Below are 16,785 nucleotides of genomic sequence, written 5' to 3'. Positions count from 1 at the left end.
AAAACCTAGGAGATTAAACAATCAATGTTTTACGACGCCCGTATCACTGACAGTTTCTGTTTTGGCTGCAGCAGCAACCAAAACTTCCTCATCAGTTAACGCAACCGGCATGCGTTCAAGTGCAATTTCCAAAACCTTGTCAATCCAGCGCACAGGAATAATTTCCAATTTATTTTTTACATTATCAGGAATATCGGCTAAATCTTTGGCATTTTCCTCTGGTATCAATACCGTCTTAATACCACCGCGGTGAGCTGCCAACAATTTCTCTTTCAATCCTCCGATAGGTAAAACTTCGCCGCGCAAAGTAATTTCGCCAGTCATCGCAACATCAGCACGAACAGGGATACCGGTAAAAACAGAAACCAGTGCCGTCGTCATCGCAATACCGGCTGAAGGGCCATCCTTAGGAGTTGCCCCCTCTGGTACATGAATGTGAATGTCACTTTTTTCAAAAACATCATTCTTGATACCTAAGCGCTTAGCACGACTACGAACTACTGTACGAGCGGCTTCAATTGACTCCTTCATGACATCACCCAAAGTGCCTGTACGTATTACGCCGCCTTTTCCGGGCATTGCAACTGCCTCAATCGTTAACAAATCGCCGCCGACCTCTGTCCATGCCAGGCCAACGACCTGCCCCACTTGATTTTCTTTCACTGCAACGCCAAAATCATAGCGACGGACACCAAGGAACTTATCAAGATTCTTAGAGGTGATCGTTGCTTTTTTCTCGCTCTTTTTCAATAAAAGCATCTTCACTACTTTACGGCAAATCTTTGAAACTTCACGTTCCAAGGAGCGCACGCCAGCTTCTCTGGTGTAGTAACGAATAATGTCGCGAATCGCGCTTTCGGACACATTGATCTCGCCGTCTTTTAAGCCATTATTCTTAATCTGTTTTGGCAACAGATAACGCTGAGCAATACTGGTTTTTTCATCTTCCGTATAACCTGACAGACGTATTACCTCCATCCGGTCTAACAAAGCGGGCGGAATATTGTACGAATTAGAAGTCGCCACAAACATTACATCGGATAAATCGAAGTCAACTTCGATGTAATGGTCTGAAAAAGTATGATTTTGCTCAGGATCCAAAACCTCCAGCAATGCAGACGACGGATCACCGCGGAAATCAGCCCCCATTTTATCGACCTCATCCAGCAAGAATAAGGGATTGCGTACGCCAACCTTAGACAAACTCTGCAAAATTTTACCTGGCATAGAACCGATGTAAGTACGACGATGGCCACGGATTTCAGCTTCATCGCGCACTCCACCCAAAGCCATACGCACAAACTTGCGATTCGTTGCACGAGCAATCGACTGTCCTAGTGAAGTCTTACCAACACCCGGGGGACCGACCAGGCACAAGATCGGCGCTTTTAACTTGTCGACGCGCTGCTGAACGGCAAGATATTCCAAGATCCGTTCTTTGACCTTATCTAAGCCATAGTGATCATCTTCCAACACTTTTTCTGCATTGGTCAGATCATTATTAACTTTGGATTTTTTCTTCCAAGGTAAATTAACGATGGTATCGATGTAATTTCTTACGACGGTCGCCTCTGCCGACATAGGAGACATCATCTTGAGTTTTTTCAGCTCAGCCATCGCCTTATCGCGTGCCTCTTTGGGCATTTTGGCGGCAACAATTTTCTTTTCGAGCTCATCGATGTCCGCACCCTCATCGCCCTCACCCAACTCTTTTTGAATCGCTTTGACCTGCTCATTCAAATAATATTCGCGCTGAGACTTTTCCATCTGACGCTTGACTCGTCCACGGATACGCTTCTCTACCTGCAGAATATCGAGTTCGCCTTCCAATTGTCCAAGTAAATGTTCGAGCCGCTTGGACACACTGAAAATTTCCAAAATAACCTGCTTCTGCTCAAGTTTTAATGGCAGATGAGCCGCAATCGTATCGGCAAGACGACCAGCGTCGTCAATACCAGACAAAGAAGCCAAAATTTCAGGAGGAATTTTTTTATTCAGTTTGACGTATTGATCAAATTGCTGAACGATTGCGCGTCGCATTGCCTCAACCTCGGAATCATCACCCTCTTCTGGAGGCACAGGAGTTAGGTCCGCCGTAAAATGCGATTCAGTTTCAGTAATCTTATGGATACGCGCACGCTGCGCACCTTCAACCAATACTTTGACGGTACCGTCTGGCAATTTCAACATTTGCAAAATGTTGGCAATACAACCAATCTCATAAATATCGTCAGCGGATGGTTCGTCTTTGGCAGCAGCTTTTTGCGCTGCGAGCATAATGCTCTTTCCCTGCTCCATTGCCGCTTCTAAAGCCTTGATAGACTTTGGCCGGCCAACAAATAAGGGGATAACCATATGCGGAAAAACTACCACATCGCGCAAAGGCAATAACGGCAATTCTGTTTGTTCAGTGATTATGGAAGTTGTCATGGCGCACCTTATTCAAAATTTCTAGTAGATAGATTGGCGCACTAGGCTAAAACTCAAGCCCGTCATCCGAAAAACAATAAAAAAAGCCACTCAGAGGCACCTCCGGGTAGCTTTTCGATTGAAGCTCAATTTTATTGTGTAATTAATTGTACTGCGTATTCCTAGTATTAGAGGATCAATTGTGACATTCACCCACACTTTTTAGGAATTAAGACTTCACGCCCGAGACTTTCGGTTGCTCGTCATAAATCAACAAAGGCTTAGCGCCATTATTGATGGTATTTTCATCAATCACGACTTTTGATACATTTTGCTCGCTTGGTAAGTCATACATAATATCAAGCAATGCATGTTCAAGAATCGAACGTAATCCACGCGCACCAGTTTTCCGGGCAATTGCTTTCTTCGCAATCGCTTGCAGTGCTGCAGGACGAATCTCCAGTTCAGACCCTTCCATTTCCAACAGTTTTGAATACTGTTTGATCAACGCATTTTTGGGTTCTACCAAAATCTGAATTAAGGCAGCTTCATCCAATTCATTCAGCGTGGCAATAACTGGCAAACGACCAACCAATTCTGGAATAAGACCAAACCGGATCAAATCTTGCGGCTCAGCATCCTGCATAACCTGACTGGCACTTTTTTCCGACTGACTCTTTACGCTGGCACCGAAACCGATACCGCTGCGCTCAGAGCGATCAGAAATAATCTTGGCAAGGCCATCAAAAGCGCCGCCACAGATGAACATGATGTTAGTTGTATCAATCTGAATAAAGTCCTGATTGGGATGCTTACGACCACCTTGTGGCGGCACGGAAGCCATAGTACCCTCAACCAATTTCAACAGAGCTTGCTGAACACCCTCACCGGATACATCGCGTGTAATCGATGGATTATCGGATTTACGCGAAATCTTATCAATTTCATCAATGTAGACAATCCCTTTTTGTGCACGTTCAACTTCATAATTGCAATTTTGCAATAATTTTTGAATGATGTTTTCAACGTCCTCACCGACATAACCTGCCTCGGTTAAAGTCGTCGCGTCGGCAATGACGAAAGGAACATTCAGCATACGGGCCAAAGTTTGCGCCAGTAAAGTCTTGCCTGAGCCGGTTGGCCCTACTAGCAAAATATTACTTTTAGCCAGTTCAACATCGTCTTTTTTACCGAGATGCTTAAGGCGTTTGTAATGGTTATAAACAGCAACGGCCAAGATACGCTTAGCCGTTACCTGACCAATCACATATTGATCTAATAGGGCCGTTATTTCTGACGGAGTTGGCAAATCAGTTTTGGCACTGGAAATGGACTCCAGATTACTAACCTCGTCACGAATAATGTCATTACATAAGTCGATACATTCATCGCAGATGAAAACAGAAGGCCCGGCAATCAGTTTTTTAACCTCATGCTGACTCTTGCCACAAAAGGAACAATAGAGCAGTTTTTCGCCAGTGGAGGATTTTTTATCGGGCATGGTACTTAGGTTCTTAACGAAAATTTAGCGGATTTGTTTTTGATATTACCTGCAAATTCGACATAAGTCATCGAACATGTTTAGGTTATAAATGATTTAAAAAATCTTGCCACAATTATTTTGTAGCGTTCAATAAAAAACGCCCGGACTTGTAAGTGCGGGCGCTTTCTCTATTTTCAATATTCTTTTAGTACATCAAGCGCGATGGGTCAGAACTTTATCTATCAAACCATATTCTACGGCGGCATCTGCTGACATAAAATTATCGCGGTCAGTATCTTTACCTATCTGCTCGATAGTTTGGCCTGTTTTATCAGCCAAAATACCATTCAGGCGTTCGCGCAAATACAAAATCTCGCGAGCCTGGATTTCGATATCTGATGCCTGTCCTTGCGCACCACCCAAAGGCTGATGAATCATAACCCGTGAGTTCGGCAAAGAGAAACGTTTACCTTTCGCACCCGCGGCCAATAAAAAAGCACCCATTGATGCAGCCAAGCCCGTACACAAGGTTGAGACGTCAGGCTTAATAAATTGCATCGTATCGTAGATCGCCATGCCAGCAGACACTGAACCACCGGGAGAGTTGATGTAAAGTGAAATATCTTTATCTGGATTTTCACTTTCCAAAAACAGCAATTGCGCTACGATCAGATTAGCGGCCTGATCATTCACAGGACCAACCAAAAAAATCACACGTTCTTTCAGCAAACGTGAGTAGATATCGTAAGCACGCTCCCCACGACCACTTTGCTCTATGACCATCGGCACCATGCCTAGCATATTGGTATCTAATGCTGAATTCTGAATGATGCCTGTCATGTGATTTCCTTTAATTATTGCGCGTTGTTACCCATTAATTCGTCGAATGGCAACATTTTATCCGTAACCTTCGACTTACCTAATACGTAGTTAACGACGTTTTCTTCTAATACAAGGGCTTCGACTTCCGCTAAGCGGTTGCGATCACTATAGTAGTACTTTACAACTTGCTGCGGATCTTCGTAACTCTGTGCAAAATCTTCTACTTGCGCTTTGATCTGCTCTGCGGTTGCCTGCAGATTGTTCGCTTTGACTAACTCAGCCAAGATCAGACCCAGACGAACGCGACGTTCAGCTTGCGCAGCAAACAGTTCTGGCGGGAATGGAACATCTTTGACGTTCATACCACGTTGCGCCATATCCTGACGAGTCATTTCAGCTAAGCGCTGACCATCTTGCTCTACCAGAGCTTTAGGCACATCAAACTCAACCGCTTTCACTAAAGCATCCATCACGCTATCTTTAGTTTTTGCTTTTACACGGCCCTTGACTTCACGCTCTAAATTTTCTTTGATATCAGCACGCATTTTAGCCAGGTCGCCGTCTTCCACGCCTAAACTCTTAGCGAATTCTGCATCAACCTCTGGCAAATGTGCCCATTCCAATTTTTTCAGAGTGACAGTAAACTCAGCAGTTTTTCCTGCTACATCCTTACCGTGATAGTCCTCAGGGAAAGCCAGTGGGAAAGTTTTGCTTTCGCCGGATTTCAAACCCAAAGTTGCGGCCTCGAATTCTGGCAACATACGACCTTCGCCCAAGACAAAAGCGAAATCATCCGCTTTGCCACCTGCAAATTCAACGCCGTCAATCTTACCGACGAAGTCCAAGGTTGCGCGATCACCATTTTGAGCAACTGGTTCACCGCCGTCGCCGTGAGCACCCTGCTCACCTTTTATGTGAAAATGGACGCGTTGCTTGCGCAGAATATCGATCGTTTTATCGATCTCAGCGTCAGACACTTCCGTTTTAACTTGCTCTACTTCTGCAGCAGACAAATCACCGACGACAAATTCCGGATAAATTTCAAAAGTTGCATCGAATGCCAAACTGCCTTCGACAGCACCTTCCGTATTTTTTGGCTCAATCTTTGGATAGCCAGCAACGCGTAATTTGTTTTCGTTTGCAGCAACACTGAAAGCCTGACCTACTTTATCGTTCAGGACTTCGGTTTCCACTTGGTAGCCATACTGCGCAGCGACCATTTTCATAGGCACTTTGCCAGGACGGAAACCCGGTGCTTTTGCTGTACGTGCACGTACCTTCAAACGCTTTTCCACTTCCGACTGCACTTCTGAAATCGGGAAGGAAATAGTAATACGGCGTTCCAATTTATCTAAAGTTTCGACTGCAGTTGCCATGAAAATCGTCCAAATATAAAAAAATTCTGTGGTGCGAGGAGGGGGACTCGAACCCCCACACCATTGCTGGCGTCAGGACCTAAACCTGGTGCGTCTACCAATTTCGCCATCCTCGCGGGATGAGAATACTAACCAAATTAAAAACTGGCACAAAAGCAAAGGGCGACCCGAAATTCAAGTGTCGCCCAGAACTATCGTATGTGGCATTTCAACTCCAGCCGCGTATTCTACTGGATTTTAATCTCATGTGTCTCTTTTTTTCGTATTGATTTGCAATTAATCCTGTGCGGACTTGCTCAAAAATTATAAGCAAGCCCGCAACATTCATCTGACTATTTAGCTATGCCGGTTTTTTTACTCTGAACCAGGCTGCATACAAAGCCGGCAAGAATAACAAAGTCAATGCAGTGGCGATAATTAAACCACCCATGATCGCCACCGCCATTGGACCCCAAAATACCGACCTTGAGAGAGGGATCATCGCCAGCACCGCTGCTGCTGCGGTCAAGATAATTGGACGAAAACGCCTTACCGCTGACTCAACAATCGCATCCCAGGCAGGAGCACCTGCTTGAATATCCTGCTCGATCTGGTCAATCAAGATCACAGAGTTACGAATGATCATACCGAACAAAGCAATCACGCCGAGCTGAGCAACAAAGCCAAAAGGCCTTTGCAACAAGAGTAATGCCATTGCCGCACCGGCAACACCAAGTGGGCCGGTAAGAAATACCAGCAGCGAGCGGGAGAAACTATGTAATTGCAGCATCAGTAAAGTAAAGATGATGAAAATAACCAAGGGAACGTTGGCAGCGATTGACTCCTGTGCTTTACCGCTATCTGCTGCTGCACCGGCCAGTTCAATCTTATAACCAGGCAAAAGTTCTGCGCGAATCTTATCCAGCTTGGGTGAAATCTGACTGGAGACCGTTGGACCTTGGATGCCATCCACCACGTCTGACTGAACTGTGACAGCCCATTCACGACCTTCTCTCCACACCACACCCGGCTCCCAGACCAGCTTAATACGCGCCAATTGCGACAATGGTACAGACTTGCCGCTTGCTGTCGGAATATTCGCGTCACCTAACGCATTAATCGTAGAGCGTTCATCAACAGGCTGACGAACAACGATATCGATCAATTTATTATCATCACGGAATTGTCCGACCGTTGTTCCTGTCAAAATCGTATTGGCTGCACGCATGACCGTTTGCGACGTAACACCTAAAGCACGCAATTTATCCTGATCCAGGTCGATGCGCACTACCTTCACCGACTCATTCCAGTTGTCATTGACCCCTATCGCATTTGGATTAGCGCGCATCACATCTTTTACGCGATCGGCGATTTCACGCACTTTCGCCACCTCCAGACCTGTGACACGGAACTGCACTGGATAAGGTACCGGCGGTCCATTCGGCAGAATTTTCACCCGGCCCCGCACTTCAGGAAAGTCAACTTTGAAAGCATTCACAATTTTCAATCGCAAGGCTTCCCTGGACTTCAGATTGACAGGCAGTACAACGATTTGCGCTACATTAGTCTGAGGGAAAATCTGATCCAGTGGCAAATAAAAACGTGGACTACCGGTTCCGACATAGCTGGTAACGCTCTCGACACCCTCTTGTTTTTGAATGAAATTTTCAAACTTTTTCGCTTGTGCCTCAGTCGCAGCAAACGCACTCCCCTCGGGCAGCCACAATTCCACCATCAATTCAGGACGGCTTGAATCAGGGAAAAATTGCTGCTCAATGAATTTGAATCCAAATATCCCCAGTCCAAATACAGCCAAGGTAATCACAATGGTGGTTTTGCGCCACTCAACACACCAGTTCACCAACTTGCGAAAACGTGAATAAAACGGCGTATCAAACAACTCATGGTGACCATCAGCGTTCGCTGCCGGCTTTACTTTCAGCAGCAGGTAACCTAGATAAGGGGTAAATAGAACGGCAGCCAACCAGGAAATGATCAGCGCCAGCGCATTCACCGAAAACATGGAAAAGGTGTACTCACCTGCGGCGGATTTCGCCAGACCGATAGGCAAAAACCCTGCCGCAGTGATCAAGGTCCCCGTCAACATCGGCATCGCTGTTGAGGTGTATGCAAACGTCGCCGCATCAAAACGCGAGAAGCCTTCCTCCATTTTGCGCACCATCATCTCTACCGCGATAATTGCATCATCCACCAGCAAGCCCAAGGCAATAATCAAGGCTCCCAATGAAATTTTATGCAGATCGATATCCAAAATGCGCATAAATAAGAAAGTCACTGCCAGTACCAGCGGAATCGTCAAACCAACAACCAGACCTGGCCAGATATCCAGGCGAAACGGCTTGGTATGCAGACCCAACGACAAGAAACTGACAGCCAATACGATCACGACAGCTTCAATCAAGGTATTAACGAACTCGCCGACAGACGACGCTACCATTTTAGGCTGATCAGAAACACGCTCAACCTGAATACCCACCGGCATTTTGCTCTTGATATCGTTCGTCACCTTTTGCAAATTTTTACCCAGCTCAATGATATTGCCACCCTTTTCCATTGAGATACCAAGGCCGATGACTTCTTTACCATTGAAGCGCATCTTGTCTTGCGGCGGGTTTTTGTACTCACGTTTGATGGTGGCAAAATCACCCAGGCGGAATGTCGTTCCATTCGCGCGCAACTGCAGGTTCTCCAGATCTTTAACAGTCATTAACGCGCCGGAAATCCTGACCTGCAAATTATCACTCGACGTGGTTAAAACACCCGTTGCCTCGACCGTGTTCTGCGAATTAATCTGACTGACAATCGCATCAAATGAAACGCCCAATTGCGAGAATTTTTTCTGAGAAAATTCAATGTTGATTTTCTCATCCTGAACGCCAAATAACTCGACCTTAGATACGGCAGGAATGCGTAAAAATTGCTGACGGACAAAGTCCGCATATTCTTTGACCTGCTCATAGGTAAACCCATCGCCAGACAAAGCGAAAATAGAACCGTAAGTATCACCGAACTCATCATTAAAAAACGGTCCTAATACACCTGACGGCAAGGTGCTTTTTATATCCCCGATTTTCTTGCGCACCTGATACCAGGACTGCGCTGTTTCTTTTGGTGGCGTCGATTCGCGCAACTGCAAGATGATTAAAGTTTCCCCAGGCTTGGAGTAACTACGAATCTTGTCGATATACGGTGTTTCCTGAAGCTTTTTCTCAAGCTTGTCAGTAACTTGCTCTGCCATTTGCAAAGCAGTCGCACCGGGCCAGATTGCTCGGACCACCATCGCACGAAAAGTAAAAGGCGGATCTTCATCCTGCCCCAAACGACCATAACTCATGATGCCGCCCAATAACAAGACGACAATCAGATAGCGCGTCAGCGGAATATGCTCTAACGCCCACCTTGACAGATTAAAACCGCCTGAGGATTCACTCATTTAGCAACTCCTGCGGCAGCAACATCATTAGCGGAAGCTGCACTAACTTTTTCAGGTGCTTTCTCGCCTGCTTTATCCGTGCTGCCAGACTCCATGCCAAGAATGCTTACCCGCTGACCAACTTTAAGCAAATTTACACCGGCTGTTACTACGCTTTGGCCTGAGGTCACGCCTTTGGCAACCAGAATATCTTGTCCGGCAGATCCGGCAACCACGACAGGACTTAGTTTGACAACACCACCATCCACAATCCAGACGGAAGTGGTGTTTTTATCATTAAACAAAGCTGTCATCGGTAATCTGATCATTGCGTTCGGATTTTTCGCAGCAAATGTGACATATGCAGTCATGCCCAACTTGACATCTTTCGCGCTCGCCAGCAAGGCCAGCTTAGCCGTAAAGGTGCGGGTAACAGGGTCGGCAATTGGGGAAAGCTCGCGTAATTTGGCACTCAATACCTCGCCCTGGTTCGCCCACAGACGCACACGAATGTCAGAAATTTGCCGGATCGAATTCACTTTATCCTCAGGAATACCGACCACAACATCGGTTTCCCCCGTCTGCGCCACACGTACCACGGATGTGCCCGTCGCAACGACTTGCCCTACTTCAGCATCAATCCCCGTCACCACGCCATCAACATCCGATATCAAGGTCGTATATCCAGATTGATTCGTCTGGTTCCGGTAGGAAGCGAGTGCTTGTTCGTAGCTGGCCTGTGCTGCTTTAAACGTAGTCACTTTGCCATCCAGAACCGCCGCAGCGACAAAATTCTTTTCTCTTAAATCTTCATAACGTTTTAACTCGGCCTTCGCCAGATCGCGGTTGCTCTCTGCTGCGGTCAGACCAGCCTTTGCCTGAGACTGCGCCAATGCAAGATCTTGCGGATCTAGCTGCATCAAAACCTGACCTCGCTTCACTATGCTACCGACATCCACCTTACGGGCAACGATTTTTCCGCCAACACGAAATCCCAGGCGAGATTCAATACGAGGACGCACTTCCCCCGAAAACTCTGCTGATTGATCTGCACCATCTGTACTCGCTTTAATAACTCTTACCGGACGGATATCCTCCGTCTTTTCAGCTGGTTTTGAACATCCAGCCAGCAACAACAAAGCGATAACAGGTAAAAGATTGAAGGGTTTTCCTGTAAAAAAGCGTCTGCCGGTGGATCTGGCTGACTCATTAAAAACGGTATTTTGCGATGTTGGCACGGGAGTTTTCCTTTACTATGCTGGCTACAAAAGCCAAGGTTATTCGTTGATGCGTAGTACGAATTGCCGGTTACTGTGATTCGATGCATGGAGCGCACTGTCAATTCAGGCATATCGCTGTGATTGATGGCTCGCGAATCAGCCGATTAAATTCTGTTACTGACTTAATGGTTAGTAATTATAGTAGCGAGTCATTTTTTTGCCAATGACTTTTGGGTCATTAATTTTAAGCCTGTATGGCACTCACCGATTCAAGCCTGAATATGACTGTAGAGCATTACGAAAACTTCCCTGTTGCCTCATTTCTACTTCCGGCACGTTTACGTCCGGCAGTGGAGGCTATTTACGCCTTCGCCAGAACCGCCGATGATATTGCGGACGAAGGAGATGCAACGCCTGAGCAACGCTTAGCAGGATTGTCTCAGTATGAAACTGAGCTGGATAGAATAATAACAAACCAACCGCCCGGGCATTCTTTGTTCACACGCTTGCGAAAAGTCATTCTGGAGTATGCCCTCCCTGTGCCGGCATTCCGGGACTTGCTGTCTGCCTTTAAGCAAGACGTTACGACTACCCGATACAATAATTACAAGGCCTTACTCGATTATTGCAGCAGATCTGCCAATCCAGTCGGGCTACTGATGCTACACCTCTACGGCGCCGCATCAGCAGAGAATAAGCGTGATTCAGATGCGATATGCTCCGCTTTGCAATTAATTAATTTTTGGCAAGACGTCGCAATCGACTGGGACAAGCAACGTGTTTATATCCCTCAGGAGGATTTGATCCGGTTCGACATACAAGAAGAACAGATCGCCAATCAACTCCATAACGCTCAATGGACAGCCCTGATGCAATTCGAAACAAGCAGGGCAAGAGCTTTGCTCATCAGCGGTATGCCTTTGTGCAAGCGGTTACCCGGACGGATAGGGTGGGAATTGCGTCTGGTAAGTCAGGGGGGGCTAAGAATACTGGAACGCATAGACGCCGTTCAGGGCGACGTGTTTCACCATCGCCCTCAATTAGGAAAAGCAGATTGGCTCATCATGCTATGGCGTGCACTCAGGATGTAGCCGCTCTGAGAGGGATGAGCGGTAAATAAGCGCCCCAAACAAGCATGCCATTACAGCTTGTTTCAAAATTAATCTTTCAAAGAACATGACTGAATCTGACTATCCCGCTATGATTCGTGATGACGAATTTAACAACGCTCAAACGCAGACAAAACCATCATGAAACGTATTTATCCGCTAGTGGTCATGACTTTGACTATAGTGTTAAGTAGCGGCTGCACCGTATTAGCCGTCGCAGATGCCGCCGTATCAACGACAGTGAAAGTTGGCAGCGCCGTCGTTGGTACGGCTGTCGATGTCACCGCCGCTGGCGTAAGAGCGGTAACTAGTAGTAATAAAGAAAAATAGCATTCGTGTCATATTTTGCCAGGCCTTGCGTCAGAACACACATCAAACCCATTTTCTCTGCGATAGCAAACCGCCATGCCAACTGAACACCAAATTGCCGAGCATCGCAAAGCGCAACAGGCTGCGAAAGAGGCAATGGCGCATCTTGCCGTCGTGATCGATGCAAGCGATACAGAACAAAGTATCGCCCGCAAAGCACATGAGTTCCTGTGCGAAGCCGGTTATCAAGATACCTGGTACTACCAGTGCCCTGCCTTAGTGTTACTTGGATCAAGAAGTTGCGTGTCAATTTCGGGGCGCGACTATCAGGCGAGTACGGAAACAGTAGGCACATCCAACCTGATCACGATCGACCTGAGTCCGGCGAGAAGCGAGTATTGGGGCGACTATGCACGCTCTCTGGTGGTCGAAGATGGAAAGGTTATTACGCAGCCGAAACAGCTGGAGTTTAAAAATGGGCTACATTTTTTACAACAACTGCATCGGCAAATGCTACGACTGGTCAAACCAAACACTACGTTTGAGCAATTATTTGAATGGGCGAATGTCCGTATTCGCGAGAGCGGTTTTGTGAACCTTGATTATCGTGGCAATGTTGGGCATAGCATTGCGACCAGCCGCGATCAACGCCAGTTTATTGAAGCGCGCAACAACGCTACGCTGGGAGATGTGCCATTCTTTAGCTTTGAACCATTTGTTCGCCTCAAAGGTGGTCGCTGGGGCTTTAAACATGAAGATATTTTCTTCTTCAATCAAGACGGACAGTTACAGAGTCTCTAGCACTTAGTGGGATTGACGCCCCCAAGCTGAATATCAGCAAACCCAAGAAAATTTAATAAGCACGCAAAATTAAAAAAGCCGGCATCTATCAAGATGCCGGCTTTTTATCGATTCAAACAGGCTGAATGGATCTTATTGCATGCCCGTTTAGTTATTCACGCAATTAATCGCAATATTGCTCGCACCTGTAGGATTGCTTAATAGCGCAGTACCGGAACCACTCACCACAGTACACGTCTGACCAGTCGGTTGAGTTGTTACCGTCACCGCATAGGTTTGTCCGTCAACAATCGAATTAGTAAAAGTGTAGGTACCCGTGGCCGACAGATACAGGAAATCAGTCGCATTATCAGCAATCGTCACTGTTTTACCTGAACCTAAACCGGTCAGTACGACTGAGACTGGTACGCTAGGGATACACTTCACAAGCACATTGCTGGCGCCAGTTAAATTACTGTTGTCTACCGTGCCAGTACCGTTTTGTACCGTACATGTCTGTGCTGCGGCTTGTACGCCTACGGTTACCGCATACGTCTGACCACTCGCAATGTAGTAACTAAACGTTCCGGCAGTGTTTGTAGACAATGTCAGCGCATCGTAGTTAACGTTCGCATTATTGTACAAAACAACTGATCCTGAGGTTAATCCGGACACGGTCGCAGTAACAGGTACTTTTGGCACACACTTAACAACAATATTGCTGACTGCCGCGTCACTGGTCATATGACCAGAACCGTTAGTCACGGTGCAATTCACCTGTGCAGGCTGGATTCCTACTGTAATGTTGTAGTCAGCATTACTGGCAATTTTAAATGAAAAAGTACCGTCTAAAGTTAAGGACTGTTTGTATCCGGCCGTATCCACCAATACCAAAGTTCCGCCTGATGTGGTCCCGCTACCCAGACCACTCACAGTGCCACCAATCGTGGTGTACACAAAACCGCCACAAGCAGCCACAGCGAGAATCAAGCCTGTTGCAAGGGCGAAAAGGCTCATTTTTTTCATTTTATTCATTCGATGTTCCAAATTGGTCTAGGTCAAACGGGGGAAACTGATTGCGGCTTAAATCGATTAGATCAATGTAACTGATCAATCAACGCAAAATTTCAGCAAGTTCGTAATGGTATATGAGCTTGAGTCAAAAAGTGCATGCCTGATACAAAAAGCTTTATTCCGCTTACAAACTATTACAGGTCATGGCAAGCAGGCGATGCGCGCTTTACCAAAAAGCTGGCTTGCCATATCCATTTTTATTTACAACAGATTGAACAGGCACACTATTTTAACAGGCAACATTTGTGGTCTCCGCCACAGTCGGTTAACATAGCGGCTTTCATGCTGCAATAACGCTTCCATGCCTGTTTCGGCTTGCTGACCTTATTGACAGCAGTCTAAACGCTTATTACGCATCCCTTATCCGCATACCGCATCCCATATGTCACCAGACGAATATTGCCAACAAAAAGCAGCGCAAAGCGGCTCTAGTTTTTATTACAGCTTTTTATTTTTACCGCAAGAAAGACGGCTGGCAATTACAGCGCTTTATGCATTTTGTCGTGAAGTCGACGATGTTGTTGACGAAAGTACCGACGATACCGTCGCGCGCAGCAAGTTGAACTGGTGGCGAGGCGAAATTAAAGCCATGCTGGCGAATAGTCCGACCCACCCCGTGACGAAAGCACTGCTACCTCACATGACACGTTTTGCTCTGGACGGTGCCCATTTACAGGCCATCATCGACGGCATGGAGATGGATTTAAACCAGACCCGTTACCTCGATTTTATCGCCCTGCAAAAATACTGCTGGCATGTGGCGGGCGTGGTTGGTATTTTGTCTGCAAGTATTTTCGGTATCACCAATCCGCAAACCAAAGAATTTGCCGAGAAATTGGGACTGGCGTTTCAGATGACGAATATCATCCGTGATGTCGGAGAAGATGCCCGCAAAGGACGCATTTATCTGCCAGTGAATGAGCTGCAACAATATAAAGTGACAGTAGCCGATATTCTGAATGCGCGTCACAGCCCGGAATTTGTCGCCTTGATGCAGTTTCAGTACGAGCGCGCGCAGCGTCTGTACGACGAGGCATTCGCGTTATTACCTGCAGAGGATCGTAAAGCTCAGCGCACGGGACTCATCATGGCGGCCATTTATCGTGCCTTGCTGGTAGAGATTCAGCATGATGGCTTCCATGTACTCAATCAGCGCATTTCATTAACGCCAATCCGCAAACTCTGGCTAGCCTGGAAAACTTATATCCGTGGCTAAAGACAAGTCCGTTGCCGGTAAACGCATTGCCGTCATTGGTGCCGGCTGGGCGGGCTGCGCAGCAGCGGTCGAACTAAGTCGCCGTCAAGCGCAAGTCACCCTGCTAGAAGCCTCACGTACGTTGGGTGGACGGGCTCGCAAAGTCGCGATTCAAGAGCATACTCTGGACAACGGCCAGCACATCCTGCTCGGCGCCTACGATGCTACGCTGACCATGATGCGCCAGATCGGTATTCCTCTGAATCAAGCGTTTTTGCGGCTCCCTTTGCAGATGGTCTATCCATCGCTCGACGAGGGCATGGAATTTATAGCACCGCAATTACCGGCCCCACTGCATCTGCTGGTCGCCCTGCTTCGGGCCAAAGGCTTAAGCAGGCAGGACAAAATGGCGCTGGCACGCTTTTCTACAACGGCGCGCTGGATGGGCTGGCAACTACATCAGGATTGCAGTGTCAGTGAGCTGTTGGAACGTTTTGATCAAACGCCAGCACTATGCCAGTTGATGTGGGTGCCTCTATGTATCGCGGCGCTCAACACACCGCCGGAGCGCGCATCGGCACAAGTATTTTTACATGTACTAAGAGATAGCCTCGGAGCCGGTCGTGCAGCATCCGACATGCTGATTCCCAAATGGGATTTGTCCGCGCTGCTCCCCGAAAATGCACAAAAATTCATTGAAAACGCAGGTGGCAGTGTCAGATCAGGCATGAATATCAAACGTCTGATAGAAAATAGAGAAAATAAAAATACTACTGAAAAAAACATAATGAAGTGGCGGCTGGGATACGATACCGATGAGGTCCTCAGTAACCAGGAATTTGACGCCGTGATTATTGCCACTGGCGCCGAACAGGCTGGCCGTTTGCTCAACACAGTATTAACTGAGCAAAAAATCACGCCACTACCAGCACTGGAGTACGAGTCGATCACAACTTGCTATCTGCAATACTCACCTGAGCTGCGCTTGTCCCGCCCGTTCTTTGCCTTAAGAGACCAGCCAGAACGGCAACATTGGGGACAATTTGTCTTTGATCGAGGTCAACTACACGCGGACCAGGCCGGCTTGCTGGCAGTCGTCGTCAGTGCATCGGATCAGGCGACCGATCTGGGTAATGAGGCTCTGAGTAACGCAATCGCCTTGCAACTGGCGACCATGTTTAAGATGCCCGAGCTGGCAAAACCGAAGTGGCAGCAAATTATTTCAGAAAAGCGCGCCACCTTCTCCTGCACGCCCTCCTTGCAAAGACCGGACAACCAGATAGGATTAGAAAATTGCTTCATCGCCGGGGATTACACCAAGTGTGATTACCCGGCAACACTGGAAGCCGCCGTACGCAGCGGTATTGCCGCAGCCAGGCTTTGTTGATGCACTATGAACAGCCGTGTTGAAATCGCATGAATTTATGCACAAATCAGTGGATGCAGACAAGCTCAGCACATGCATCAAAATTCCAATCTCAACAACCAATCCGCAATAGAGACGCGGCTTTCCGGCATATTTCAGGCTAAAGGCCGCATGAACATTAGTGGATTCAAATCAGAAACATCTAAAAATCTCTGAATTGAAAAGTGCCG

12 protein-coding genes and 1 tRNA gene are annotated in these 16,785 nt (G+C 47.1%); 5 read left to right on the top strand and 8 right to left on the bottom strand.

Annotated elements, in window-relative coordinates:
• Window positions 1–21: 21 nt before the first annotated feature.
• The 7 genes from lon to ACO0K4_RS09990 all read right to left on the bottom strand — a co-directional run bounded on the left by lon (window position 22) and on the right by ACO0K4_RS09990 (window position 10,740).
• Window positions 22–2,430 (bottom strand): endopeptidase La, encoded by a 2,409-nt coding sequence (gene lon, locus ACO0K4_RS10020; protein WP_422956480.1) that lies wholly within the window; start codon window positions 2,428–2,430, stop codon window positions 22–24.
• Between the two features lie 208 nt (window positions 2,431–2,638).
• On the bottom strand, window positions 2,639–3,910 hold the full coding sequence (gene clpX, locus ACO0K4_RS10015; protein WP_422956479.1) for an ATP-dependent Clp protease ATP-binding subunit ClpX: 1,272 nt from the start codon (window positions 3,908–3,910) through the stop codon (window positions 2,639–2,641).
• Between the two features lie 195 nt (window positions 3,911–4,105).
• Complete coding sequence (clpP, locus tag ACO0K4_RS10010) at window positions 4,106–4,732, bottom strand: ATP-dependent Clp endopeptidase proteolytic subunit ClpP (protein ID WP_422956478.1); 627 nt, start codon at window positions 4,730–4,732, stop codon at window positions 4,106–4,108.
• Window positions 4,733–4,746: 14 nt separating this feature from the next.
• On the bottom strand, window positions 4,747–6,090 hold the full coding sequence (gene tig, locus ACO0K4_RS10005) for a trigger factor (protein WP_422956477.1): 1,344 nt from the start codon (window positions 6,088–6,090) through the stop codon (window positions 4,747–4,749).
• A 29-nt stretch (window positions 6,091–6,119) separates the two neighbouring features.
• Window positions 6,120–6,206 (bottom strand) — tRNA-Leu (locus ACO0K4_RS10000).
• A 224-nt stretch (window positions 6,207–6,430) separates the two neighbouring features.
• Window positions 6,431–9,523: an efflux RND transporter permease subunit gene (locus tag ACO0K4_RS09995; RefSeq protein ID WP_422956476.1), complete on the bottom strand. Its 3,093-nt coding sequence runs from the start codon at window positions 9,521–9,523 to the stop codon at window positions 6,431–6,433.
• Entirely contained in the window at window positions 9,520–10,740 is a 1,221-nt protein-coding gene (locus tag ACO0K4_RS09990) for an efflux RND transporter periplasmic adaptor subunit (protein WP_422956475.1), read from the bottom strand. The genes ACO0K4_RS09995 and ACO0K4_RS09990 overlap by 4 nt, the downstream gene beginning before the upstream one ends.
• Before the next feature lie 263 nt (window positions 10,741–11,003).
• Between ACO0K4_RS09990 and hpnC the strand changes: the two genes are divergently transcribed.
• The 3 genes from hpnC to ACO0K4_RS09975 all read left to right on the top strand — a co-directional run bounded on the left by hpnC (window position 11,004) and on the right by ACO0K4_RS09975 (window position 12,941).
• On the top strand, window positions 11,004–11,813 hold the full coding sequence (gene hpnC / locus ACO0K4_RS09985) for a squalene synthase HpnC (RefSeq protein WP_422956636.1): 810 nt from the start codon (window positions 11,004–11,006) through the stop codon (window positions 11,811–11,813).
• Window positions 11,814–11,972: 159 nt separating this feature from the next.
• Complete coding sequence (locus ACO0K4_RS09980; RefSeq protein WP_422956474.1) at window positions 11,973–12,161, top strand: hypothetical protein; 189 nt, start codon at window positions 11,973–11,975, stop codon at window positions 12,159–12,161.
• Between the two features lie 75 nt (window positions 12,162–12,236).
• Window positions 12,237–12,941 (top strand): M24 family metallopeptidase, encoded by a 705-nt coding sequence (locus ACO0K4_RS09975; protein ID WP_422956473.1) that lies wholly within the window; start codon window positions 12,237–12,239, stop codon window positions 12,939–12,941.
• Between the two features lie 147 nt (window positions 12,942–13,088).
• Here ACO0K4_RS09975 and ACO0K4_RS09970 read toward each other — a convergent pair whose 3' ends face one another.
• Complete coding sequence (locus ACO0K4_RS09970; RefSeq protein WP_422956472.1) at window positions 13,089–13,937, bottom strand: hypothetical protein; 849 nt, start codon at window positions 13,935–13,937, stop codon at window positions 13,089–13,091.
• Window positions 13,938–14,376: 439 nt separating this feature from the next.
• Between ACO0K4_RS09970 and hpnD the strand changes: the two genes are divergently transcribed.
• Both hpnD and hpnE read left to right on the top strand, forming a co-directional pair.
• Window positions 14,377–15,210, top strand: a complete 834-nt coding sequence (gene hpnD / locus ACO0K4_RS09965; RefSeq protein ID WP_422956471.1) for a presqualene diphosphate synthase HpnD — start codon at window positions 14,377–14,379, stop codon at window positions 15,208–15,210.
• Window positions 15,203–16,576: a hydroxysqualene dehydroxylase HpnE gene (gene hpnE / locus ACO0K4_RS09960; RefSeq protein ID WP_422956470.1), complete on the top strand. Its 1,374-nt coding sequence runs from the start codon at window positions 15,203–15,205 to the stop codon at window positions 16,574–16,576. The genes hpnD and hpnE overlap by 8 nt, the downstream gene beginning before the upstream one ends.
• Window positions 16,577–16,785 lie beyond the last annotated feature (209 nt).

The organism is Undibacterium sp. RuTC16W (genome assembly GCF_049339445.1).
In the GTDB taxonomy this organism is placed as follows: domain Bacteria; phylum Pseudomonadota; class Gammaproteobacteria; order Burkholderiales; family Burkholderiaceae_D; genus Undibacterium.
Note: the sequence above shows the minus strand (reverse complement) of the source record. Positions and strands in the feature narration are given on the sequence as shown.